At 38.6% G+C, this 22,232-nt stretch carries 27 protein-coding genes and 1 pseudogene; 8 read left to right on the top strand and 20 right to left on the bottom strand.

The features are described from left to right. Positions 1–120: 120 nt before the first annotated feature. Entirely contained in the window at positions 121–1,605 is a 1,485-nt protein-coding gene (gene der, locus AACL31_RS07965) for a ribosome biogenesis GTPase Der (protein WP_310511734.1), read from the top strand. A 41-nt stretch (positions 1,606–1,646) separates the two neighbouring features. On the opposite strand, the pseudogene AACL31_RS07960 reads toward der, so the two are convergent. Further along, a pseudogene (locus tag AACL31_RS07960) lies at positions 1,647–2,126 on the bottom strand (coproporphyrinogen III oxidase); the annotation flags it as partial. Between the two features lie 218 nt (positions 2,127–2,344). Between AACL31_RS07960 and AACL31_RS07955 the strand changes: the two are divergent. Next, positions 2,345–2,950, top strand: coding sequence for an RpoE-regulated lipoprotein (locus AACL31_RS07955; protein WP_310511735.1), 606 nt, complete (start codon positions 2,345–2,347; stop codon positions 2,948–2,950). A 176-nt stretch (positions 2,951–3,126) separates the two neighbouring features. Next, positions 3,127–4,008, top strand: coding sequence for a cysteine synthase CysM (cysM, locus tag AACL31_RS07950; protein WP_310511736.1), 882 nt, complete (start codon positions 3,127–3,129; stop codon positions 4,006–4,008). 114 nt (positions 4,009–4,122) lie between these two features. Here the strand turns inward: cysM and crr are convergent, their stop codons facing one another. After that, positions 4,123–4,632, bottom strand: a complete 510-nt coding sequence (gene crr, locus AACL31_RS07945) for a PTS glucose transporter subunit IIA (RefSeq protein WP_310511737.1) — start codon at positions 4,630–4,632, stop codon at positions 4,123–4,125. Then, positions 4,619–4,765: a hypothetical protein gene (locus AACL31_RS07940; protein WP_339053914.1), complete on the bottom strand. Its 147-nt coding sequence runs from the start codon at positions 4,763–4,765 to the stop codon at positions 4,619–4,621. The genes crr and AACL31_RS07940 overlap by 14 nt, the downstream gene beginning before the upstream one ends. 123 nt (positions 4,766–4,888) lie before the next feature. On the opposite strand from AACL31_RS07940, the gene AACL31_RS07935 reads away from it, so the two are divergent. After that, complete coding sequence (locus AACL31_RS07935; protein ID WP_339053074.1) at positions 4,889–5,857, top strand: IS110 family transposase; 969 nt, start codon at positions 4,889–4,891, stop codon at positions 5,855–5,857. Positions 5,858–5,922: 65 nt separating this feature from the next. Here AACL31_RS07935 and ptsI read toward each other — a convergent pair whose 3' ends face one another. The 4 genes from ptsI to cysZ form a co-directional block, all read right to left on the bottom strand. Then, entirely contained in the window at positions 5,923–7,650 is a 1,728-nt protein-coding gene (ptsI, locus tag AACL31_RS07930; protein WP_310512875.1) for a phosphoenolpyruvate-protein phosphotransferase PtsI, read from the bottom strand. 140 nt (positions 7,651–7,790) lie between these two features. Then, positions 7,791–8,048 (bottom strand): phosphocarrier protein Hpr, encoded by a 258-nt coding sequence (gene ptsH, locus AACL31_RS07925; protein ID WP_032114730.1) that lies wholly within the window; start codon positions 8,046–8,048, stop codon positions 7,791–7,793. A 365-nt stretch (positions 8,049–8,413) separates the two neighbouring features. Further along, complete coding sequence (gene cysK, locus AACL31_RS07920) at positions 8,414–9,391, bottom strand: cysteine synthase A (RefSeq protein ID WP_310512874.1); 978 nt, start codon at positions 9,389–9,391, stop codon at positions 8,414–8,416. 329 nt (positions 9,392–9,720) lie between these two features. After that, entirely contained in the window at positions 9,721–10,482 is a 762-nt protein-coding gene (gene cysZ, locus AACL31_RS07915) for a sulfate transporter CysZ (protein WP_032114728.1), read from the bottom strand. Positions 10,483–10,703: 221 nt separating this feature from the next. Between cysZ and zipA the strand changes: the two genes are divergently transcribed. The 4 genes from zipA to AACL31_RS07895 all read left to right on the top strand — a co-directional run bounded on the left by zipA (position 10,704) and on the right by AACL31_RS07895 (position 15,428). Continuing rightward, entirely contained in the window at positions 10,704–11,648 is a 945-nt protein-coding gene (zipA, locus tag AACL31_RS07910; protein ID WP_409013953.1) for a cell division protein ZipA, read from the top strand. A 66-nt stretch (positions 11,649–11,714) separates the two neighbouring features. After that, entirely contained in the window at positions 11,715–13,727 is a 2,013-nt protein-coding gene (gene ligA / locus AACL31_RS07905; RefSeq protein ID WP_310512872.1) for an NAD-dependent DNA ligase LigA, read from the top strand. 212 nt (positions 13,728–13,939) lie between these two features. After that, positions 13,940–15,124 (top strand): NupC/NupG family nucleoside CNT transporter, encoded by a 1,185-nt coding sequence (locus tag AACL31_RS07900; RefSeq protein WP_310512871.1) that lies wholly within the window; start codon positions 13,940–13,942, stop codon positions 15,122–15,124. Between the two features lie 88 nt (positions 15,125–15,212). After that, on the top strand, positions 15,213–15,428 hold the full coding sequence (locus AACL31_RS07895; protein ID WP_032114724.1) for a DUF3820 family protein: 216 nt from the start codon (positions 15,213–15,215) through the stop codon (positions 15,426–15,428). 79 nt (positions 15,429–15,507) lie between these two features. Here the strand turns inward: AACL31_RS07895 and AACL31_RS07890 are convergent, their stop codons facing one another. The 13 genes from AACL31_RS07890 to AACL31_RS07830 all read right to left on the bottom strand — a co-directional run bounded on the left by AACL31_RS07890 (position 15,508) and on the right by AACL31_RS07830 (position 22,138). Next, entirely contained in the window at positions 15,508–16,551 is a 1,044-nt protein-coding gene (locus AACL31_RS07890; RefSeq protein WP_310513210.1) for a tyrosine-type recombinase/integrase, read from the bottom strand. Further along, entirely contained in the window at positions 16,508–16,750 is a 243-nt protein-coding gene (locus tag AACL31_RS07885) for an excisionase (protein ID WP_339053563.1), read from the bottom strand. Before AACL31_RS07885 ends, AACL31_RS07890 begins: the two co-directional genes overlap by 44 nt. A gap of 16 nt (positions 16,751–16,766) precedes the next feature. Further along, complete coding sequence (locus tag AACL31_RS07880) at positions 16,767–17,378, bottom strand: MT-A70 family methyltransferase (RefSeq protein ID WP_339053913.1); 612 nt, start codon at positions 17,376–17,378, stop codon at positions 16,767–16,769. An 8-nt stretch (positions 17,379–17,386) separates the two neighbouring features. After that, on the bottom strand, positions 17,387–17,629 hold the full coding sequence (locus AACL31_RS07875) for a hypothetical protein (protein ID WP_310513649.1): 243 nt from the start codon (positions 17,627–17,629) through the stop codon (positions 17,387–17,389). Between the two features lie 183 nt (positions 17,630–17,812). After that, positions 17,813–18,589 carry a KilA-N domain-containing protein gene (locus tag AACL31_RS07870; protein ID WP_310513249.1) on the bottom strand — a complete coding sequence of 259 codons (777 nt, stop codon included), beginning with the start codon at positions 18,587–18,589 and terminating at the stop codon, positions 17,813–17,815. Positions 18,590–18,675: 86 nt separating this feature from the next. Further along, a complete protein-coding gene (locus AACL31_RS07865; protein ID WP_339053277.1) occupies positions 18,676–18,921 on the bottom strand; it encodes a hypothetical protein in 246 nt (81 codons plus the stop codon). Positions 18,922–18,945: 24 nt separating this feature from the next. Then, positions 18,946–19,122 carry a hypothetical protein gene (locus AACL31_RS07860; protein WP_310513101.1) on the bottom strand — a complete coding sequence of 59 codons (177 nt, stop codon included), beginning with the start codon at positions 19,120–19,122 and terminating at the stop codon, positions 18,946–18,948. Positions 19,123–19,138: 16 nt separating this feature from the next. Continuing rightward, a complete protein-coding gene (locus AACL31_RS07855) occupies positions 19,139–19,714 on the bottom strand; it encodes a DUF669 domain-containing protein (protein ID WP_339053561.1) in 576 nt (191 codons plus the stop codon). Next, the gene (locus tag AACL31_RS07850; RefSeq protein WP_339053912.1) at positions 19,711–20,376 is read right to left on the bottom strand and encodes an ATP-binding protein; all 666 of its coding nucleotides are present in this window, start codon (positions 20,374–20,376) and stop codon (positions 19,711–19,713) included. Before AACL31_RS07850 ends, AACL31_RS07855 begins: the two co-directional genes overlap by 4 nt. 2 nt (positions 20,377–20,378) lie before the next feature. Beyond that, positions 20,379–20,675, bottom strand: a complete 297-nt coding sequence (locus tag AACL31_RS07845; RefSeq protein ID WP_310509880.1) for a hypothetical protein — start codon at positions 20,673–20,675, stop codon at positions 20,379–20,381. Next, entirely contained in the window at positions 20,672–20,821 is a 150-nt protein-coding gene (locus tag AACL31_RS07840; RefSeq protein ID WP_339053911.1) for a hypothetical protein, read from the bottom strand. Before AACL31_RS07840 ends, AACL31_RS07845 begins: the two co-directional genes overlap by 4 nt. A 197-nt stretch (positions 20,822–21,018) precedes the next feature. Further along, entirely contained in the window at positions 21,019–21,339 is a 321-nt protein-coding gene (locus AACL31_RS07835) for a hypothetical protein (protein ID WP_310513104.1), read from the bottom strand. Between the two features lies 1 nt (position 21,340). Next, positions 21,341–22,138, bottom strand: coding sequence for an antA/AntB antirepressor family protein (locus AACL31_RS07830; protein WP_339053910.1), 798 nt, complete (start codon positions 22,136–22,138; stop codon positions 21,341–21,343). Positions 22,139–22,232: the final 94 nt, after the last annotated feature.

The following is a 22,232-nucleotide window of genomic DNA, read 5'->3' as shown; positions in this document are numbered from 1 at the left end:
ACATTTTCTTATTTTCCAGATAGAATTAACGGCTGCTGATTTCCGCAGCCGTTTTATTTTTTAGTATTCTGAAGATTGGAATCAGAATACCGATTTTAATTTTTATGAGGCATCTTAAAAATGATACCTGTCATTGCGCTAGTAGGGCGTCCAAATGTAGGAAAATCTACCTTATTTAACCGATTAACTCGAACTAGGGATGCGCTGGTTGCTGATTTTCCTGGTTTAACCCGTGACCGAAAATACGGCACAGCAGAGTTTGCAGGACAGGAATTCATTATTATTGATACCGGTGGTATCGATGGTTCAGAAGAGGGGATAGAAACCCATATGGCTTCTCAATCCTTACTAGCGATTGAAGAAGCTGATATTGTTTTTTTTATGGTTGATGCTCGTTCAGGATTGATGCCGGCAGATTATGAGATTGCGAAACATTTGCGCAGTCGCAAAAAGGATAGTTACCTGGTAGCAAATAAAACTGATGGTTTGGATATCGATACAGTTTTAGGTGATTTTTATGCACTTGGGATCAAGGATATTTATCCCATTGCCGCATCTCATGGACGTGGTGTTACTCAACTGATTGAAAAAGTGGTTTCTCCCTATTCGCCGCAAAAATCAGCCAATGATATTGAATTGTCGCCAGAGGAGGCTAATGCAGCTTATTGGCTTGCTCAGGAAGAGAAAGAGGCGCTTGATAATAATAGTGAAGAAGAAGCCTTTGATCCGCGTTCACTACCGATTAAGTTAGCGATTGTTGGTCGGCCAAATGTTGGTAAATCAACCTTAACTAACCGTATTTTGGGCGAAGATCGAGTAGTTGTTTATGATATGCCAGGTACAACGCGGGATAGCATTTATATTCCGATGGAACGGGATGGATGTGAATATATACTGATTGATACAGCGGGTGTGCGTAAGCGCGGAAAAATAACTGAAACGGTCGAAAAATTTTCGGTGATCAAAACGTTGCAATCAATTGAAGATGCTAATGTTGTTTTACTGGTTATTGATGCCAGAGAGGGTATTTCTGATCAAAACTTATCATTATTAGGTTTTATTTTGAATGCAGGGCGTTCTCTGGTGATTGTAGTCAATAAGTGGGATGGCATGTCGCAAGAGGATCGTCAATCGGTTAAAGATATGCTGGATTTGCGATTAGGTTTTATTGATTTCGCTAAAGTGCATTTTATTTCAGCGTTGCATGGTAGTGGTGTTGGTAATTTATTTGAGTCTATCCATGAAGCTTATGAATCGGCAACACGGCGAGTAAGTACAGCCTTATTAACACGTATTATGAAGATGGCAGAAGAAGAACATCAGCCACCCCTGATACGAGGTCGCAGAGTGAAAATGAAATATGCTCATGCCGGCGGTTATAATCCACCGATTGTGGTCATCCATGGCAATCAAGTTGCTGAATTACCCGATTCTTACAAACGTTATTTAATGAACTATTTTCGTTGCACATTACAGGTTATGGGGACGCCGATTCGTATTCAATTTAAAGAAGGCGCTAATCCTTATGCCGGCAAGAAAAATAAATTGACACCAACGCAGCTACGTAAGCGTAAACGTCTAATTGCCCATCTTAAAAAACGTTAATAACAAATTGCACACTTAAAAAATAAGTGTGCTGCTAATATTTATACCCACTCTTTTTCGATTAAAAAATGATTATAAAGTTTTTCTTCATCTGAATTGGACTCAGGATGATAGTTATATTCCCAGCGTGCTAGTGGTGGTAAGGACATTAAAATTGATTCTGTTCTACCGCCAGTCTGCAGCCCGAACAGGGTTCCACGATCGCATGCCAGATTAAATTCTGCATAACGTCCTCGGCGGTATAATTGAAATTGGCGCTCGCGTTCACTCCAAGCTGTCTGTTTTCTTTTTTCAACAATAGGTAAATATGCCTTAAGAAAACCATTGCCAATATCCTGTGTAAAGTGAAAGCAGGTAGTAAAATCGGGCTGGTTTAAATCGTCAAAGAAAAGGCCGCCAACGCCGCGTGGCTCATTGCGATGTTTGATAAAAAAATAGCGATCACACCATTTTTTATAGTTGGGATAAATTTCTTTTCCATAAGGTAAACATAGAGACTGCGCAATCTTGTGCCAGTGTATTTTTTATTGGTATTAGTGGGTTATTTTTAAACTGTCAGATTAATAAAAGTTAATTTCATCTTTATTTGGAAAAAACTTGTTTTACTTACTTTTTTGTAGATTATTAACTTGTATTCTATCACGCTGCTAATTTCACACATTATAAACAAATTTTAAATAAAATTATTAATATTTTTACTTTTTTTATTATATTGTAAATTAATTTTAAGGGGTTTTTTATGCCACAACTTTTTGGCAACAGCCGATTATTTTGGTTAAAAGTGTCATTTGCAACAAGTCTATTATCACTAACCGGATGTAGCAGTATTTCATGGTCAAGTTTATATCCAATGAATTGGTTTGCCAGTTCAGTTAAAATTTCCGCTACCGGAGTTGGTCAGATTAATAAAATGACCCCGATGGAAGAGCAGATTATTGCAGCAGCGTTAAATAACCGATACCATTTTCGCTCTGGAATGCAAATTGAGCAGGGGCAATTAATGTCTCTTTTCCAAGGTATAAATAATTTTCAAGAAAAGATAGTTATTTATGGTGTTGAGAATGGGGAAGTTAAGCGAATCGAAATCGTGGATGAAGATATTAAAACAGTATGGGATACAAAAATAGGAACACTATTCTCGCAAATCTATCAAAACGCAGTGCAAGGTAGTTGTTACCCTGATTCAAAGCAAACCAATATGTTAACTATCAATTGTGTTTCTCCTCAATCTAGCCATGTTACTTATCGTTTTACTGGCAAATGGAGTGGTCCCAAAAATCTAGTGCCATCAAATGATGTTTTAGCTAATTGGAAAGTAAGTGGTATTATTTGGTCTGCACAATAATGATTTAATTTAGTAATAAATTATATCAAGATATGACATAAAAATTGAATTGTTTAAATCCTTTAATCAAAGTTGCATATTATAACTTTGTTGCAAGGATTATCAGCTATTTTTGTTGTTTATATTGCTATTAGCGTTGTTTTATTCTTTATAATAAAAATAATTAGGTAAATAATGTGGATTATTTGGAAAAATTTATTGGTAATACGCCACTAGTTAAGCTAAAAAGATTGGCTAAAAATAGGGATGCTGAAATTTGGGTAAAACTAGAGAGTAATAATCCTGCCGGTTCAGTCAAAGATAGTGCTGCCCTTTTTATGATCCAGCAAGCAGAAAAACGAGGTCAAATTACACCTGGTGATACCTTAATTGAAGCAACTAGTGGTAATACAGGGATCGCATTGGCAATGATAGCCACCATAAAGGGATATAAACTAAAATTATTAATGCCGGAAAATATGAGTGTTGAACGTCAGTCAGTGATGCGAGCTTATGGTGCTGAAATAGTTTTGGTTAGTGAAGCGGAAGGGATGGAAGGGGCTCGTGATCGTGCATTAGAGATGCAATCTCGAAATGAAGGTAAAGTGCTTGATCAATTTAATAATTTTGATAATCCATTAGCCCATTTTATGACGACAGGCCCTGAAATTTGGCGTCAGACAGCAGGGCGGATCACGCATTTTGTCTCAAGTATGGGGACAACTGGGACAATTACCGGTGTCAGCCAATATTTAAAATCTAAATCAAATAAAATAGAAATAATCGGTTTGCAACCAGCGGAAAATAGCTATATTCCAGGGGTTCGGCGCTGGTCTCAAGATTATATTCCAAGTATATTCAGATCTGCACAAGTTGATAGAATATTGGATATCACTCAGATAGAAGCAGAACAAATGATGAAGAGCCTAGCAATAGATGAAGGTATCTTTTGTGGTGTTAGTTCAGGAGGCGCTGTGGCAGGGGCATTACGCGTTGCTAAACAGAACCCTGGGGCAGTTATTGTGACTATTATTTGTGACAGAGGGGATCGTTATCTTTCCACCGGATTATTTAATTGAATTAAATAATATCAAAGATAAATAGTTGTTTATAGTAAACAATCATTGTTATTAAATAGCGAAATAGAGAAGAAGTTCCCTTCATTAATTATTAATGAAGGGAAGAATGGTAGTTTATTTTTTGATCTGCATAATAACGGTTTCACCTACAACAACAGAGCCACTAAGTTTAGTTAGCTCTTTTATTTCATCCATATTAGAAATGACCACAGGTGTTAATGTCGATTTTGCTTTTTCTTCTAATAGAGGAAGATCAAGTTCAAGCACTAAATCTCCTTTTTGTACTTTTTGTCCTTCCTCTCCTATTCGGGTGAATCCTTCACCCTTTAATTCAACTGTATCAATACCGCAATGGACAAATAACTCAATACCATTATCTGATTCGATAGAAAATGCATGGTTCGTTTCAAATATTTTACCAATAGTTCCATCAACTGGAGCAACAATTTTGTTACCAGTAGGCTTGATAGCAATGCCATCACCAACAATTTTCTCGGCAAAAACAACATCTGGAACATCTTCTATATTAACAACTTCACCTGAAATTGGCGCAATAATATCAATATTACCAGTGCTATTTTTATCATCTGAAACCAGTGATTTGAGTTTGTCAAACAGACCCATGGATCTTCTCCTTGTATCTTGAAAACGGTTTAAAATAGTTACGATTAGATTTGGCAAGGTACATGCAGCCCGATTCCTCCTTGTATCTTGAAAACGGTTTAAAATAGTTACGATTAGATTTGGCAAGGTGCATGCAGCCCGATTCCTCCTAGGGTTTTAAGCCCGTTAATTAGCGACCGGCGCATACACTGAGCCACTCATCTGAAACCCGAACAGTTGTCCGTACTCCATAACGCATTTGCAAGGATGGGTAATCATGAGTCAGCCAAATCCACTTTGTGTGGGTATTGATGTTTCTAAAGCAACGCTGGACATAGCAGCCAGCTGTGATATTGCACAGTTTACGGTCAGTAATGACTCTGACGGTTTTGATGCCATTATCGCCGAATTGAGAAAGCATTCGGTGGTGTTGGTTCTGATGGAGGCAACTGGCGGGCTTGAAGCTACTGTGGCCTGCTCGCTCCAGGCTGAAGGCTTTGACGTCACTGTGATCAATCCCAGACAATCCCGAGACTTTGCCCGCGCTATGGGCTATCTGGCAAAAACTGACCGTATTGATGCCAAAGTGCTTGCACAAATGGCAGAGGTTATTAATCGACATCCGGAGCGAGAGCGCTTTATCCGGACTCTGCCAAATGCAGAACGTCAGGTTCTTGCTGCGATGGTCGTACGCAGACGCCAGTTGATTACAATGTTGGTGGCAGAACGTAATAGGCTGTATACCGCACATCCACAGAATAGAAAAAGCATCAACATCATCATCAAGGCGCTGGAAGATGAACTTGCCAGAATCGATGAGGATATGAACAACCACATAAGGAACCACTTTAAGGATCTGGCCGCTAGGCTGAGCAGCATTAAAGGGGTTGGTACCATGACAGTTGCTGCGTTGTTGGCGGAGCTTCCCGAACTGGGCAGCCTCTCGAGGCGAGCTATTAGCGCGCTTGTAGGCGTTGCCCCCATAAACCGGGACTCGGGTACCATGCGTGGTCGGCGAACCATATTTGGCGGAAGGGACGGAGTCCGAACAGCACTTTATATGGCCGCGCTTGTAGCAACTCGCTTTAATCCGGTGATAAAAGCCTTTTACATGCGTCTGCTTGCAGCGGGAAAAGCCAAAAAAGTGGCGCTGGTCGCCTGTATGCGCAAGCTGCTGACTATCCTGAACGCGATGCTCAGAAAGAACGAAGAATGGAATGAGTCGTACCATCACGTTTCTCCATAATTTTAACGTTCAAGACAGTTGCTAATTAATTGTTTTCTTATGGGGTCAAGAGTTGGTTGATGATTTTAGCAAAGTGTTTTTTCTTTAATAAATGTTTCAACCAAATCCATCAATTCCTTCGCTGTCGGTTGATTAAGAGCTTGTTCTGCTAATGTTTTTGCATCTTTGAAATTTGCATTTCGGATAATTTTTTTAATAGTTGGGATTGAGATTGCACTCATACTAAATTCATCTAATCCCATACCAAGTAATAATAGTGTAGCACGTTCATCACCAGCAAGCTCACCACACATACCTGTCCATTTCCCTTCTGCATGAGAAGCATCAATAACTTGTTTAATAAGTTTTAACACTGAAGGAGACATTGGATTATAAAGGTGAGAAATCAGATCATTTCCGCGATCAACCGCTAAGGTATACTGTGTTAGATCATTGGTTCCGATGCTAAAAAAATCGACTTCTTTTGCTAAATGATGCGCAATAACCGCAGCTGCTGGTGTTTCAATCATAATCCCAACTTCAATCGACTGATCGAAAGCGTGCTTTTCCTCGGTTAATTGCTGTTTAAGTATAGCTAGCTCTTCTTTTAAGGTGCGAATTTCTTCCACAGAAATGACCATGGGAAACATAATACGTAGATGGTCGAAGGCAGAGGCTCTTAAAATAGCACGTAATTGAGCGTGCAGGATTTCTTTGCGATCAAGGGAAATACGAATTGCTCGCCAACCAAGAAAAGGATTTTCTTCTTTCGGTAGGTTCATATAGGGAAGATCTTTATCCCCACCAATATCCATGGTACGAATAATAATAGCCTGTGGCCCCATAGCTTCTGCAACCGCTTTATAAGCTTGAAATTGTTCTTCTTCGCTAGGTAAATTATTGCGATCCATAAACAGAAATTCAGTACGGTACAGACCCACACCTTCAGCACCATTACGCTCAGCACCTTCTACATCACGTACAGTACCAATATTTGCGCAAACTTCAACTTGATGACCATCTAAAGTTATTGCGGGCAAATCTTTCAATTTTGCGAGCTCACTTTTTTCACGTAAATACTCATCTTTAATTTGTTTAAGCTTGTCAATCTCACTATCAGATGGATTTTGATAAATATGATTATTGAGAGCATCTAAAACAAGATAATCGTTTGGTTGGATGTTCTTCGTTGCATTGCTTGTGCCAACAATAGCCGGAATTTCCAGCGATCTGGCCATAATTGAAGTATGAGAAGTGCGTCCGCCTATATCAGTAATAAAGCCAAGCACTTTCTTCAAGTTTAATTGTGCGGTTTCAGACGGGGTAAGATCTGCCGCAACCAAAATGACTTCTTCTGTAATTGAACCAAGATCAACAATAGGCAACCCTAAAATATTTTTTAGCAGGCGTTTACCAATATCTCTGACGTCAGCGGCACGTTCCTTGAGGTATTCGTCATTTAATTCTTCTAATGCTGTGGCTTGTTCTTCAATCACTTTTTGGGCTGTAGCATCCGCAGTTTTGTGCTCTTTTTTGATGAAAGAAAAAATTTCCTGCTCAAGTTCTTCATCTTCAAGCAGCATTATATGACCTTCAAATATTTCCGCTTTTTCTTCACCAAGATTTTTTTCTGCGGTTTTTTTTATCGTTTTTAATTGTGCTATTGCTTTTTCGCGTCCAGCAATAAAACGGTTAATTTCACTGTCAATTTGGTCGTCAGAAATTTTCTTTTGATTGACAACAATTGGCGCTTCTTTAAGAATTAATGCCTTGCCGAAGGCGATACCTGGTGATACTGAAATTCCTGAAATCATAAATGTTACCTTACTACCAATGGGCGAAAAATAGCTAGCTCATAGGACTGGCTTTGATACTTATGGTTAAATAGATATCCCCAGATAAAGATATTCAGGGATAAAAAATAGAAAATAAATGTTATATTGCCCGTATGTCATTACTCCAATTCGGCCATTAGTTTAACTAGATGTTCTACTGCTTTCTGCTCATCTTCACCTTCAGCAGAAATAGTGACAACAGTTCCTTGAGTCAGGCCGAGTGTTTGTAGTTTAAATAAACTTTTAGCGCTCGCAGATTTGCCGTTATAGGAAAGTGTAATTTCAGAAGAAAAACTTTTTGCCTCTTTGACAAACTGAGCCGCCGGGCGAGTGTGAAGACCATTAGGTGCTGTGATGGTGACTTCTTGTTGGAACATATTTTTTCCCTCAACAAACTTAATATTTTTTATTAGTAAATCTAAAATATTTTAGCTGAAATAATCTGGATTTGCGTATTACTTTTCAGTGATAATAAAAGAAAAACGTTTTTTTTCCATTATCAAACATAAATTTTATGTATATCGACATTATAGAGCCAGACATGTTAATTTGCCTAGTTTATGCCTTATTTGTAAATTTTCACTGCTTATTTTTTGATTAATTTCGATTGTCGAAATAATTAATGACTTAAATACTAAACTCGTTTCAAGAAATCATCTTAATACACACTAAACTTTGATCTACGACACAAAAAAAGCACTTTTAAAGTGCTTTTTTAGCTAATTGTGCGCAAAAATAGTCATTAGCTTGCATTGGCAGCAGAAAATAAATCTGTACTCAAATAACGTTCACCGGAAGAAGGTAAAATAACCACAATATTCTTATTTTGAAATGCCGGTTTTGCCGCTAATTTTACCGCTGCGGCAACTGCAGCGCCTGATGATATACCGGCTAAAATACCTTCTTTTTGCATAATTAGACGAGCGGTTTGTATCGCTTCGTCATCGCTAATAGCAAACACATCATCAATAAGATCAAGATCCAGGTTATCAGGGATAAAACCAGCACCTATGCCTTGGATTTTATGTGGACCAGGTTTTATTTCTAGGCCAGCTAATGTCTGGCTTATTACTGGCGATGCGGCTGGCTCGACAGCAATCATTTTAATGGCTTCACCGCCTGCTTTCTTTTTTAGATAACGGCCGATGCCAGTAATTGTACCACCGGTACCAACTCCAGCCACGACAGCGGCTATCTCACCATCAGTATCTTGCCAAATTTCAGGTCCAGTTGTTTTTTGGTGAATTTCAGGATTGGCTGGATTATTAAACTGTTGCAAAAGAAGATAACGATCGGGAGCAGTGGCAACAATTTCGATGGCTTTTTCAATGGCGCCCTTCATGCCCTTAGCACCTTCAGTTAGGACTAAATTAGCGCCAAGCGCTTTTAATAATTTACGCCGCTCAAGGCTCATAGTTTCAGGCATGGTCAAGGTAAGCTTATATCCACGCGCAGCGGCAACGTAAGCCAGGGCAATTCCGGTATTGCCACTGGTCGGCTCGATTAAAGTTTTATTGGTTGTCAATTTGTCTAGTTTAGGGGTTAACAGACCTTTTTTTTCTGCGTCCCAAATCATATTGGCACCAATGCGGCATTTTACGCTAAAACTTGGGTTACGTGATTCGATTTTTGCTAACAAATTTCCGTTACCAAAGTGTTTCAAACGAACTAATGGAGTATGACCAATAGTTAGCGAGTTATCTTCAAAGATGTTGCTCATCGATCGTCCTTACTATTTTTCAGAAGCTATAAACATGCTCAAATATAGTACTAATCACCATACGCTAAGCGAATTATTTTGGAAATAAAAATTTATCCTATCGTTATATCGCACAGGTGTTTATCGTCGCTTTGATTAATTTTTACTAACTGATATAACGGGATATTTGGTGGTAACTAATAACTATTTTTTAGTAAATTAAGCTTAATTTTTATGTTGACTGTGGATACTAACATCAAATATGCCACAATCATTTATTTTGATTATTATTACTATCTGAGAATAGCTGAAGTTAGGGTAAGAAATTTTAGCTAACTTCAGCGTTTGAGTTAATGACGGTTATGTTTCAGACGGTAGAGATCAACCCACATTGCTGTTGCACCACAGATTGCGACGGGCATGATAACCAGATTGATAATAGGGATCATCGTCAGCAAATTGACTATTGCACCAAACTGGATACTGGTTGTTCGATTATTGGCAAGTGCCAACTTCATTTGATCAAATTTTACTTTATGGTTATCAAAAGGATAATCACAATATTGAATTGCCATCATCCAGGCACCAAATAAAAACCATAAAATCGGTGCGATTGTCTGAGCAATACCGGGAATGAAAAACAGGATCAGCAACGGAATAACACGAATAAGGTAGTAACATAATTTTGTTACTTCCCGTGCTAAGATCCGCGGTATGTCGGCAATAAGTACCGCAAAACTGGTATCGGGTGCGGGAGTTCCTGTTAATTCGGCTTCCAATTTTTCAGCTAACCAGCCATTAAAAGGAGAAGCAATAAAATTGGCGATAGTACTAAAGAAGTAGCCAAATATAAGTAAAATAGAGATCACCGCAATAGGCCATATTAGATAACTTAACCACTGCATCCAGCTGGGAACATAAGAAAGTAATGTTTGGATCCAATCGCCTAATTTGCTATAAAGCCACCAAAAGGCACTACCGAGTAAAATAATATTTGCTAATAAGGGTAAGATAACAAAACGTCTTATACCTGGACGAGTAACTAGCTGCCATCCCTGAGCAAAATAATAGAAACCATTCGCAGTTTTTAGTGATTTTATTGAATTAATCATACTTCATATTATCTCCTTTAGGTTTGATCTTGTATCATATAGATAGGATTTTTAGCTGGCTAGTCTTTTGTTGGCTAAAAAAACAGCGAAAAAAGAATAAATATCTAACTTTTTGTAAGAAAATTATGTAGAGGGTTGCACTTAACGTTATTGGCAAATACTCTTAATATAATGATACCGCCATGGTGGCGATTATTTTTTCAAACAACAGAGATAGAGTGATGCAGGATTTGCGTCTAATATTAGTGGTCGTTGGTGCGATAGCTATAATAGCTTTACTGTTACATGGCTTTTGGACAAGTGGTAAAGAGCGTTCGAAGCTATTTAAAGATCGCCCTATGAAGCGCCGTAAACAACATAATCAGGATACACCTGAGAGTGCAGGCGATCCATCCCTTGGCGATAAAATGATGGAGGCACAACAATCAGCATCTAAATTGACTAGTCAGAAGGCAAATGAACAATTTGCTTCCCGAAAATCTGAATCATCTAAGGTAGTGAAAACACCTAACGATGATCCACATCTAACTAATACTGAAGTAGAAATTGGATCTCGTGCTAAGCAAGAAAAGAGCGTTCAGACTAAACAGCTTGAACTTGAGATTTCTGAGCCTGCGCTAAATTCAATTAATAGTGAAGAAAGGGAAGACGCTTTCGTAGCAAACACAGCAGAAAGCAGCCAACAGGCTGTTGGTGGAGTTGAACATCCTGATGGTGAAAAACAACAAAGTAACTTAGCTGATGAAGCTGATAAAAAGGATATTGTTGCTGTTTTACATGTTGCGGCACTGCAAGGTCAAGTTTTAGGCGGTGATCTGTTGTTACAAAGTATTTTTCAATCGGGTTTTCAGTTTGGTGAAAGGCAGATCTTTCATCGTCATGTTGATCCTTCTGGTTCTGGGCAGATTTTATTTAGCTTAGCCAATATGGTGAAACCCGGTTCTTTTGAGCCAGAGGCCATGTCTGATTTCACCACTCCGGGTGTATCTATATTTATGATGGTACCTTCATATGGTGACTCAGCACAAAACTTCAAATTGATGTTGCAAGCAGCACAACGTATTGCGGCTGATGTTGGTGGTGTCGTGCTTGATGAGGATCGCAAAATGCTGACACCCCAAATGATAGAGGAATATCATAGCCGAATTAGAAAAGCATTAACTTAAATATTAGATGATTAGTAATCGATCCCCGTGATAGCGGGGGATTTGTCTTTAGTTGTATGGTGAATAATGAAAGAACAACAAAATTATCTTGCTCGGCTTAAACAGCAATTACGGCATCATGAATATCTTTATCATGTATTAGATACGCCTGAAATACCCGATGCAGAATATGATCGGATGATGCAGGAATTGAAAAAATTGGAGGCTGAGCATCCAGAATGGATTACTGCTGATTCGCCAACACAACGGGTTGGTGCTGCGCCATTAACGGCTTTTGAGCAGGTACACCATGAAATACCGATGCTGTCATTAGATAACGTTTTTGATGAAGAGAGTTATTTAGCCTTTGATAAACGAGTACATGATCGTTTAAAAAATAATAGCCAGTTGACATTTTGTTGTGAACTTAAATTAGATGGTTTGGCGGTTAGCCTGTTATATGAACATGGCGAACTGGTGCAGGCTGCGACGCGTGGTGATGGTACAACAGGCGAAAATATTACGGCTAATATTCGTACCATTCGAGCAATTCCGCTCCGTTTGACCGGCGATAATATTCCTGCGCGTATTGAAATTCGGGGTGAAGTTTTTATGACTCATCGCGGTTTTGAAAAACTGAATGAGGAAGCTCGGCGTAATGATGGTAAAATTTTTGCCAATCCACGTAATGCCGCAGCAGGCTCATTACGTCAGCTTGATCCTCGTATTACTGCCAAAAGGCCATTAGCCTTTTTTTGTTATGGTTTCGGCTTGTTAGCGGGCGGACAATTGCCGGCTAGCCAATATCAATGTCTAATGCAGTTTAAAAAATGGGGCTTACCCGTTAGTGATAAGGTAGCGCTTTGCCAAAATAGCCAACAAGTTTTAGCCTATTACCATCAAATTGAGCAAGAGCGTTTAGGCTTAGGTTTTGATATAGATGGTGTCGTTGTTAAAGTGGATCCGTTGTCGCTGCAAGAAGAGCTTGGTTTTGTTGCTCGAGCTCCTCGTTGGGCTACGGCATTTAAATTTCCCGCTCAAGAACAGATAACTTTATTGCATGATGTTGAATTTCAAGTAGGACGTACCGGTGCTATTACACCGGTTGCCCGATTAGAGCCTGTTCAGGTTGCAGGGGTCACGGTAAGCAATGCAACATTGCACAATGCTGATGAGATAGAACGTTTAGGTATACGCATTGGGGATACCGTCGTTATTCGCAGAGCGGGTGATGTGATCCCGCAGATTGTTAATGTGCTCACTGAAAGACGTTCTACTGATAGCAGAGAAATTCGGTTTCCTATTCACTGCCCGGTTTGTGGTTCAGCCATTGAACGTATCGAAGGTGAGGCTGTGATCCGTTGTACTGGTGGTTTAATTTGTACCGCACAACGTAAGGGTGCCTTGAAGCACTTTGTTTCGCGCCGAGCAATGGATATTGAGGGCATGGGTGATAAGATTATTGATCAATTGGTTGATAAAGAGTATGTAACGACAGCGGCCGATCTTTACCGTTTAAATCCTGATATTTTAGCCAGATTAGAGCGTATGGGGCCAAAATCTGCACAAAATCTAATTAATGCGCTTGATAAATCCAAACAAACCACATTAGCCCGCTTTATTTATGCGTTGGGTATTCGGGAAGTTGGCGAAGCAACGGCGGGCAATTTGGCGACACATTATGCGACGTTAACTTCACTCATGTCAGCGGATATAGAGTCGCTAAAAACAGTACCCGATGTTGGCGAGGTAGTAGCAAAGCATATTATTAATTTTTTTCACGAACAACATAATCGCGATGTTGTTAATGAATTAGTGAATGAAATTGGTATTAGCTGGCCAGCTATACCAGTTAAGAAAACCAATAGTTCATTTACCGGTAAAACACTAGTTTTAACCGGTACATTAAACCGTTTAACGCGTGATGAGCTTAAAGACAAATTAATATTACTTGGCGCAAAAGTCACTGCCAGTGTTTCTAAAAAAACCGATCTGGTGATCGCAGGTGAAGCTGCTGGTTCTAAATTGGCAAAAGCAAATGAGTTAGGAATAAAAATTATTAATGAGGATGAATTAATGGAGTTACTACAAGAACATTAATCTTTTATGGCTTTTCGGCGTAGTAATTCGCAGGATGTTGACTGCTTTGATTTCGTAATCGTTTTATTCATCATCAATTAGCTATCAGCAAGTTAAATCATTAAATTACCCACTTAATACGGTTTTTTGTGATTAAAATCACGCCCGATTATTTTCTATTACATAAAATAATATAACTATTTGTTAAATTAAAAACCTACTTGGAAATATTTATGTCTGCCGTTTTTCACTTTCTTTTATCCATTATTCTTATTGGTGGGTTATCGATTTTAACCAGTAGCGATCGTGCTAGTATTCGCATTCGCTATGTTTTTCAACTATTAGTTATTGAGTTAATATTAGCCTGGTTCTTCCTCAATTCAGATATTGGTCAGGGATTTGGGGCTGGATTTACTAAATTTTTTGACTATTTATTGGTTTATGCCGCAGCAGGAACTGATTTTGTATTTGGTGGAATGATGGACGCAAATCTCGCTACCTTCTTTTTGCGAGTATTATGTCCAATTATTTTTGTTTCAGCTTTAATTGGCATCCTGCAACATATCAAAGTGCTACCTTTTATTATTAAAATAATAGGAACATTACTGGCTAAAGTTAATGGTATGGGAAAACTGGAATCTTTTAATGCGGTCAGTTCATTAATCCTTGGTCAGTCAGAAAACTTTATTGCATATAAAGATATATTGAGTCGAATGTCACCACGTCGTATGTATACGATGGCAGCAACAGCCATGTCGACGGTTTCTATGGCGATTGTAGGCGCCTATATGGGAATGCTTGATCCTAAGTATGTCGTTGCGGCGCTGATCCTGAATATGTTTAGTACATTCATTATTCTATCATTAATTAATCCCTATTCGGTTGACGAAGAAGAAGATATTCAAGTCAGTCATCTTCATGATGGACAAAGTTTTTTTGAAATGTTAGGCGAATATATTCTGGCTGGTTTTAAAGTTGCTTTGATTGTAGCGGCAATGTTGATAGGATTTATTGCGATTATCGCCGGAATTAACGCCATTTTCAGTGCAGTGATAGGAATAAGCTTTCAGGATTGTTTAGGCTATGTGTTTTATCCATTAGCATGGATCTTGGGTATACCTGCTGAAGATGCACTTAAAGTAGGTAGTATTATGGCCACCAAATTAGTATCTAATGAATTTGTCGCTATGGGATATTTGAAACAAGTTGCCGCTGAATTATCCCCTCGTTCAGTAGGTATTTTGTCGGTCTTTTTAGTTTCTTTTGCTAACTTTTCATCAATAGGCATTGTTGCAGGAGCAATAAAAGGGCTCAATGAAAAGCAGGGAAATGTTGTTTCTAGCTTTGGCTTAAAATTATTATATGGTTCCACGCTAGTCAGTTTCTTATCGGCAGCAATAACGGGATTAGTTTTGTGATAATTTGACAGTATGTTTGCAAAGCGGCATTCTTGATTAACGAATGCCGTGTTTGGTTCTATTAACCAATAATATAGTGGAATTCTGCATGCAGAAACAGGATCTGATCGATATTGCTAATACCGTTATGCCATTCGGTAAATACAAAGGACGGGTTTTGATTGATTTACCCGAAGAATATTTACTTTGGTTTGCACGTAAAGGTGAATTTCCTCAAGGAAGACTAGGTTATTTAATGGAAATGACGTTAACAGTCAAAGTGGAAGGGCTAGACAACTTAGTTAAGCCACTAAAGCATTCTTAGTTTCCACAATAATTTATTTATAAAAATCAATATATTAAAATAATATTATCACTATAATTCACCATTCATTCACTATAAATTAAAGTTCAATCCAACCATTATTTCTATCATCTTGATATTTAGCTGTCATTGCAGCCGACTTATGCCCAAGCAATTTTCGAGCAAAATCGCTACCCATTTTTTCAGTGTACAGTCTTGCTGATAAACTTCTAATTTCATGAAAAGAGGGTGGTTCACCTTTCCATTTCAATTGAGAAATATCTCTAAATCTTCTAAATTCTTTTGATATTTTTTCTACTGTAATTTTATTTCCATTAATATTAATAACAAACTCTGAATTATTTTTACAATCTGCCAAAATATCTGATAACTTTATTCCATAAAGTTCAATATCAAGAGGTATTGCTATTTTTGCTCCTGTTTTTTGTTGAATAATCCATAATTTATTATCATGAATATCTTTATATTTTATTTTTGAAACATCAGATACTCTTTGCCCTGTAACTAGAGCTAATTTCATGGTGCGAGTTAACCAATGGTTGTCATTATTTATTAAGCTCAAAATAGCATTAAAATCATTGAAAGATAATCTCGCTCTTTGTATTTTTATTTTTGGTGTCTTTGTTGATATAACCGGATTTATTTGTAGTAACCCTAATGATATTGCTTCTTTAAAACAGTCATTTAATAAACTGCGCATTAGTTTCGCAGTTGTAGTTTTTTCTTCATGAATAAAAGGATGTAGAAAATCCGCAATATTTTTTGTGGTTATATTTTGTATCGGTGTATCAAGAAATCCTTTTCTGATTACGCCTATTCTCTGTCGATAGTCTTTTAATGTTTTTTCTCTTAATCCTCTTGTTTTCAATATTTCTTCATATCTATCTAAAAACTCATGAAAATAGACACTTCCCTGTCCATCAATCCTCTCTGTCAGTGGTTTTACTTTCTCTGTATTGAGCAATAACTGATTCGCACTGATAGCCTCGTTAATTGCATAGGCCTTGTTTCTGCCTAAACCGTATTCCTTCCGTGTGCGAGGGTCTCTGTATGAATAGTAGCCATTTCTTTTGTACAAATTAGGGGGTAAATCCCGATTTTTTATCTTTCTGATTCCGGTCATAACCTATCCTTTGCAGCAACATACTTTGATGGCTAATTTCGTTAAGACTATTGACTTTGACGGCATATTCTTCGACAAGGTACTCTCTACCGTCCTTAATGGGTGGGGGCTGTATGAGTCCATTTCTTGCCCAAATTCTGACGGTATCCATCCGGCGCGGCCTGTCCCTTCGAGCGTTCCATTCCGCTAAAGTAATCATGTTTATTTATCCTCATTTAAAAACTCACACTATTCTCAGGCGCTTCATTGCCCCACATATCCCACCTCTGCACTTTGTCGCGAGCAAAAAGTTCGATACGTTTCACATCACCGTAGAGCTTCTCTAATCGGTAATGGACTTCCTTGGGTTTTTGGCTATGTTCACCGAGACAGGCGTAGATAACCTGTTTGATGGAAGCGTCCTTGCGTTCTAGTCCTTTCCCCTTGATGGCAATTAAGCAATCTTCTGAATTACTGCGGGTATAATTACCGCCATTCATGCGTGTTTCAGCATTGAGTAATGCCAGAAAGTCATCAGCATCAGACAGCTTGGCTTTTTCGATAGCTTTAGAAATCCGCTCTTTGGCTAACTTATTCAACTTGACCCAAGTAAATTCCTTCATGGTTTTGACTTTAAATCCCCATGCTTCTGCTAACCGGATAGCTTCCAGCGCAAAGTTCCCCGTGTACCACATGCAGAGTACGGAGTTATCATTAACGATGGTTTCTATGGGTAATCGGGTGAGGGCGTAAAAGTCAGTGGTGTTGTAGTGATTGTGTGCTGCGCCGTTTGATGCTTTGTTTTGGTATTGCCAGGGTGGGTCTGCGAGTATCAGGTCATACTTCACTTCATCTCCTAAACATACCAACTTTTACTTTTATGCAAGTCGTCTATTTTTTCTAACACAGTGATTTTATTACCGCCATTTCCGGTTAATGTTCCACTTTCTCCATCGATATCAAATTGATATATCAATCCTTTGTTTGTTAATTTCTTCTCCCGCAACCTGATTATTGTCATCATCTCACCATGATAAATAACCTGCATCCCTGCTTTGACATGATGTAACGTTGTTCTGTATTCATGGATGTTATTCATAGTATTTCTCCGGTTATTGATTACATGAATGTAAATGTTGATCAAAATTTGATCAAATTCAATTATTTATGGTAGTCTTGTTTCTGTTGTGTGTTGGTTAACAGCAACATTTTCCCTGGTGTTGGCCAGCCTTGCGCTGGTCTTTTTTAAAGTTGCTCGGAAATACCAAATAGCGGTCAATTTCTAGTGAATACGTTGGCTATTAGCAAATAACGATTTCAGATTGATGCCGTATACCTGTAGCCATGATTCAGCAGGCCATGACTTAACCTGACCATAACGAATATCAGGCACTTCGGTTGCTTCCACCTCGTTCTCACGGCACCATCGACGAAGTGGGGCAAATTTATATTCTTTCCCTGTAGCATTCTTTACTGCTGTGATGGTGGCATGTTTAACACTTTCTCCTAATCGTTCTGTTAGCTCCCGATTTTTACGGGTAGCAACACTGAGTTTACCCATTGCAGAAGCTTCACGCGTCCGACTGATTTGTGATTTTGTTCTAATTGCTTCATCACGCTCACTGCTTATTTTTTCCACTTGCTCGGTATAGCTAATTAGCATTTTTCGTAATTGGGCGGGATTATCTAACCAATCTGTTGTTTGGATGACAGGGGCTAATCTTCCTGTTTTGTAATCAAGGAAGGTTTGATTAACCATTAATCTGAACTTTGGTGCAATCCAGCCTGCATACTCAATGGCTAACAGTTCATGAGCAAAAGTGCCTGGATTTATGCCGCCTTTTTGAACTTTGATTACTTCTTGACCTAAGGCGGAATTCTGCCTTAGCTCTTCAATTAACTCTTTGGCTTGTTTTGTCTCAAGCCATGTTTTAGGGCGTTTAGCATCTTTGCCACCACTGGCTTTATGTAACGCATTAAGGTTGAATCGGCCTTCTGAGTCTGTCGTGATTTCTACGCCCGCAATAACGGGATAATTTTCATTTGTTAAATTTTGCATATAGCTATCCTTCAATATTAAAATTGATGAATGAGTATTAATTAAGTGGAATAAGCTAGGTGGGGTAATGACTTCTTGTTTTGTAACTATTTCTTCAAGGTATCAAGAAATACCCCCAAATAAACCATAAGAGCTGGCACTAGCATGATGCTAATAACCAGTAGCTCTTGCCCGCCTAAATGGATATTGCCTAATTCGCCACGTTTAAACCTGATTTGCGGGTCAATGACGGCATCGGCATGGGCAAGATGTCCCACTATCAGTTCGAAGGCAAACGCTGCGCTGATAAACAATAATGTCGTGATTAGTAATTTGATGATGTTAAGTTTCATGGTTGAACCTCCGATATAATTAGCTTATTTCTTAACGCAAATCGCTTTGGCGTTGATATCCTTGAAAGTTTCAAATTCCCACTCAAACTGTTTAGCGGCGAATTGACACATGTTTTCAGTGTCAAATTCCTGAGTATGAAGGCTGGCTACGTTACTTGATGCGTAAGGGCTGGCGTACATGGCTAAGATTAAAATCCACATGGTGGGGACTCCTTGTCTAAAAAGAGGTAAACTCATTATTTACTTGTTCAGTGCTTACTGGCGTATTAGTTGGTCTACGCTCGTCTCTATCTTTCAGAGTGCGTAATAGATTTTTAACAGCTTGAGCGGGTTTGTTTTCAACTTTTTCTAAAAGCGTTTTCCCCGTGTTTGCTACAAATGGCATACGGATATCAAAGCTGTAACTTTCATCACCATTTTTCTTTGTTCTCAGAATTTTTTGTAAAACAAGTCCTACTTTCTTGCCATGAAATTCTGGTGCAACTAGGTTATTGTTGTGAACAACCGAGGTGACTCGCTGAATACCGACGCATCCCATAATGGCATTGACTATATTCTGACCAAAATTGTTGACTGTGCCGTCATTTTTCTTACAACAAATACTCAGATAGTTAACTTTTTTCCCATCCTCAGATTCACCCGAGAATTCAATAAACTCTGCGCCTCCTTCGCTTCTTGTTAATTTAGCCTCCGTAATAGTGATTACATATGCGCCTGTTTCATTAATGAAGCCTCCCTGATAAGCAGCAAGGGCGGATTCTTCTGTATAAGTAAAAATAACGTTGTGATTCATACTTTATTTTCCTCTTGTTGTGGCGTGATGCCATAATAGTTGCAGATAACTTTATCTATCTCGTTCAGGTCATTCTCAATGAGTTGAGAATCAAACATTCCCATAGGGCTTTTGCAGCAATCACTGCCATTTGATTGAGTTGAGAAAGAGTAAGAGCCGTTTGATACATGTGTTCGCAAAACGATAGTAAAATACCCTTCGGGTACGAGTGTTGAGTCAACTAATTTACCGACCGTTTTCATCCGAACGCTGCCGAAGTCATCGGTTTGAGTGTGGGACAAGATGTAAACACGCCGACGCGCTGAACCCTCGCCAGCAGCTCGAAATACTTCCCAGGCATTCTTACCAATAGATGTGAATTTGTCATACCCTCTTTCATTGCACTTTGCCATGAGTTCGTTAACCATCACAGCCTGATAGTCATCAATAACAATAATTTCATGTGGCGCTTTTTTAAGAACGGCTACGATATTATCGGTTTGGTCAGTACGATATACATTGCCATCAGGGTTAGCGCTATTTCTTAATTTCCATTGTTTAGTGGGAAATGGCAGCGGTTTATTTATGCATTGAACGATTAACGTTTTACTTGTATCAAGATTTCTTAAGCTGGTACTTTTTCCTGTTCCTGACTCACCTAATATTAATGTTGCTGTTCCCATATCTAATCACCTCTGATTTTTCCACCGAACGGTCCATCTCTTAGTTCTTGACCAATGAAAGGGTTGTATTTTTTATTTTCTGTATTTATCGGTTGGTAATTTGTCGATGTTTTGGTTATTAGTTTTTCTATTTCTTTTGCTTCTTTATCGTACATTTCCATTGCTTGACGTTTTTCTTTCATTGACGGCGATAAGGGTTCTTTACCTTGTTTGATAACCTCTATTTGTTGCATTGCATAAGCAATAGCTTCCTCTTTCGACTTACATCTCTTATCATCAGTCAATCGTGGCATTTTCATGTAAAATCTCCTCGAAAATCCTGCCAGTTGATAGGGACGTTTTGTTGTCCAAGCACTTCACGTTGATGTTCATATTTGTTATGCTCCTTAAGCTCATTGCTTTTTCTTCGCTCCTTGAGCAACTGAGTCAATTCAAATAAAGTCATGGGTTATTCCTATCTTGCTAACAGTAAAACGAGGCTTGCCAACGCGATGATTAGCAAGGTGGGGATAATTTTTATGGATTCTTTCCGAGAGAAGCTGTCACTATTTAAGATATAGCGAAGCTCCTGCTGTTTAAGCTGGTTCATGTTTTTAAACCTTAATTGATATTTAGATGGGATTAATTTGTAGAATCCGGTCTTTATTCGTCCGTTTTCTTTGATTGATATTTGAGTAGTGTCTGTGTTGCTCTGCGGTGGCGGCGATGCGCGTTATAGAGTTCACGCTTTTTCTTCATTAACGCTCTATAGTGAGGCTTTGTATATTTGATGACCCCTTCGTATTCCGGTTTTTCTGGGCTAAGTGAACCACAATTCGCTCTAGGGTCACCATTTTTGAGTAAATATTGGCGTATAGCAGAATGATAAATATCTTTCAGCGTCACAATGGATTTTTCACAGGTAAAAATATCTTTGGATGCCGCAATGATACGAGCAATAATAACGTCCTGATTCATCGTCATCTTATGCCACCTGACTATATTTGTCGTGGGTGAATTCACCGTTCCAGTCTTTCTTCATGGGTAGCTTACCTTTGAGGTATTGGTTATATAGCCATGCAGCGCCTTTTTTTAGCAGAACAACTTTGTAACACTGGCGTTGCCCGTAATCGTTTGTCATGATAAAAGGTGATTCGGTTAGATACGTATCTCTCGCATAGGAGTGAACACGCCAAACATGGGGCTTGCAGATATCCTTTTCTGCGTCGTAGAGAAAATGACGCGATTCTAGAAATAGATTTACCTGGTTGATGTTCACGCCATTAAGTTGTTTGCAAAACTGAACAGGTGACATGCCAACCTGGAACAGGTTTTTAAGACTATCGATTTCGGTTTTTTGCTCTTTGTTAACTAACGACAAGTGTTGAACTTTCTCTGCCATTTCAGCGGCAAGCCGTAGTGCTTCAGGAAGTGTTTGTGGAATAACATGAGTAGCAGTTTTTGCCTGTCTTTCGCATTCAATAAAGTACTGTCTTGCCTGTTTCCCTTTTTCGTTGCGCTCAACCATGGATAGTTCTTTCGCCATGTCGAGGGAAATGTAATAGTCGATTATAGTAGCGTTGTTGGCTTCCATTTTTTTGTGGAAGCGAATAAAGTCTTTATTTTCAACAAATCCATAATCTGAAATTCGTTTTTTTATCCATGTGGAAAAGTCTTGCTTACTTTCCAAAAACGTATGTAGATCACGAGCATTAACCGTTTGGACAGTTTCGCCATTAATACTATTAGTTTCTATTGCAATCAGTTGATGTAATTTTGACATAAAAATATTTCTCCGTAATGAAACGAATGAAGGTATTAACGTGAAAGATTTTGCAGATTGAACCTGAAATCCGTTATACTTACCAAAAAGGAGG

It is taken from the genome of Arsenophonus endosymbiont of Crataerina pallida, assembly GCF_964020125.1.
Taxonomy (GTDB): Bacteria; Pseudomonadota; Gammaproteobacteria; order Enterobacterales; family Enterobacteriaceae; genus Arsenophonus; species Arsenophonus nilaparvatae.
Note: the sequence above shows the minus strand (reverse complement) of the source record. Positions and strands in the feature narration are given on the sequence as shown.

Bases quoted from the DNA above. Each gene is read 5' to 3' on its own strand.
- der (WP_310511734.1), top strand. From the start codon at position 121: ATGATACCTGTCATTGCGCTAGTAGGGCGTCCAAATGTAGGAAAATCT.
- AACL31_RS07955 (WP_310511735.1), top strand. From the start codon at position 2,345: ATGCCACAACTTTTTGGCAACAGCCGATTATTTTGGTTAAAAGTGTCA.
- crr (WP_310511737.1), bottom strand. From the start codon at position 4,632: ATGGGTCTGTTTGACAAACTCAAATCACTGGTTTCAGATGATAAAAAT.
- AACL31_RS07940 (WP_339053914.1), bottom strand. From the start codon at position 4,765: ATGCACCTTGCCAAATCTAATCGTAACTATTTTAAACCGTTTTCAAGA.
- AACL31_RS07935 (WP_339053074.1), top strand. From the start codon at position 4,889: ATGAGTCAGCCAAATCCACTTTGTGTGGGTATTGATGTTTCTAAAGCA.
- ptsI (WP_310512875.1), bottom strand. From the start codon at position 7,650: ATGATTTCAGGAATTTCAGTATCACCAGGTATCGCCTTCGGCAAGGCA.
- ptsH (WP_032114730.1), bottom strand. From the start codon at position 8,048: ATGTTCCAACAAGAAGTCACCATCACAGCACCTAATGGTCTTCACACT.
- cysK (WP_310512874.1), bottom strand. From the start codon at position 9,391: ATGAGCAACATCTTTGAAGATAACTCGCTAACTATTGGTCATACTCCA.
- cysZ (WP_032114728.1), bottom strand. From the start codon at position 10,482: ATGATTAATTCAATAAAATCACTAAAAACTGCGAATGGTTTCTATTAT.
- zipA (WP_409013953.1), top strand. From the start codon at position 10,704: ATGCAGGATTTGCGTCTAATATTAGTGGTCGTTGGTGCGATAGCTATA.
- ligA (WP_310512872.1), top strand. From the start codon at position 11,715: ATGAAAGAACAACAAAATTATCTTGCTCGGCTTAAACAGCAATTACGG.
- AACL31_RS07900 (WP_310512871.1), top strand. From the start codon at position 13,940: ATGTCTGCCGTTTTTCACTTTCTTTTATCCATTATTCTTATTGGTGGG.
- AACL31_RS07895 (WP_032114724.1), top strand. From the start codon at position 15,213: ATGCAGAAACAGGATCTGATCGATATTGCTAATACCGTTATGCCATTC.
- AACL31_RS07890 (WP_310513210.1), bottom strand. From the start codon at position 16,551: ATGACCGGAATCAGAAAGATAAAAAATCGGGATTTACCCCCTAATTTG.
- AACL31_RS07885 (WP_339053563.1), bottom strand. From the start codon at position 16,750: ATGATTACTTTAGCGGAATGGAACGCTCGAAGGGACAGGCCGCGCCGG.
- AACL31_RS07875 (WP_310513649.1), bottom strand. From the start codon at position 17,629: ATGAATAACATCCATGAATACAGAACAACGTTACATCATGTCAAAGCA.
- AACL31_RS07870 (WP_310513249.1), bottom strand. From the start codon at position 18,589: ATGCAAAATTTAACAAATGAAAATTATCCCGTTATTGCGGGCGTAGAA.
- AACL31_RS07865 (WP_339053277.1), bottom strand. From the start codon at position 18,921: ATGAAACTTAACATCATCAAATTACTAATCACGACATTATTGTTTATC.
- AACL31_RS07860 (WP_310513101.1), bottom strand. From the start codon at position 19,122: ATGTGGATTTTAATCTTAGCCATGTACGCCAGCCCTTACGCATCAAGT.
- AACL31_RS07855 (WP_339053561.1), bottom strand. From the start codon at position 19,714: ATGAATCACAACGTTATTTTTACTTATACAGAAGAATCCGCCCTTGCT.
- AACL31_RS07850 (WP_339053912.1), bottom strand. From the start codon at position 20,376: ATGGGAACAGCAACATTAATATTAGGTGAGTCAGGAACAGGAAAAAGT.
- AACL31_RS07845 (WP_310509880.1), bottom strand. From the start codon at position 20,675: ATGAAAATGCCACGATTGACTGATGATAAGAGATGTAAGTCGAAAGAG.
- AACL31_RS07840 (WP_339053911.1), bottom strand. From the start codon at position 20,821: ATGACTTTATTTGAATTGACTCAGTTGCTCAAGGAGCGAAGAAAAAGC.
- AACL31_RS07835 (WP_310513104.1), bottom strand. From the start codon at position 21,339: ATGACGATGAATCAGGACGTTATTATTGCTCGTATCATTGCGGCATCC.
- AACL31_RS07830 (WP_339053910.1), bottom strand. From the start codon at position 22,138: ATGTCAAAATTACATCAACTGATTGCAATAGAAACTAATAGTATTAAT.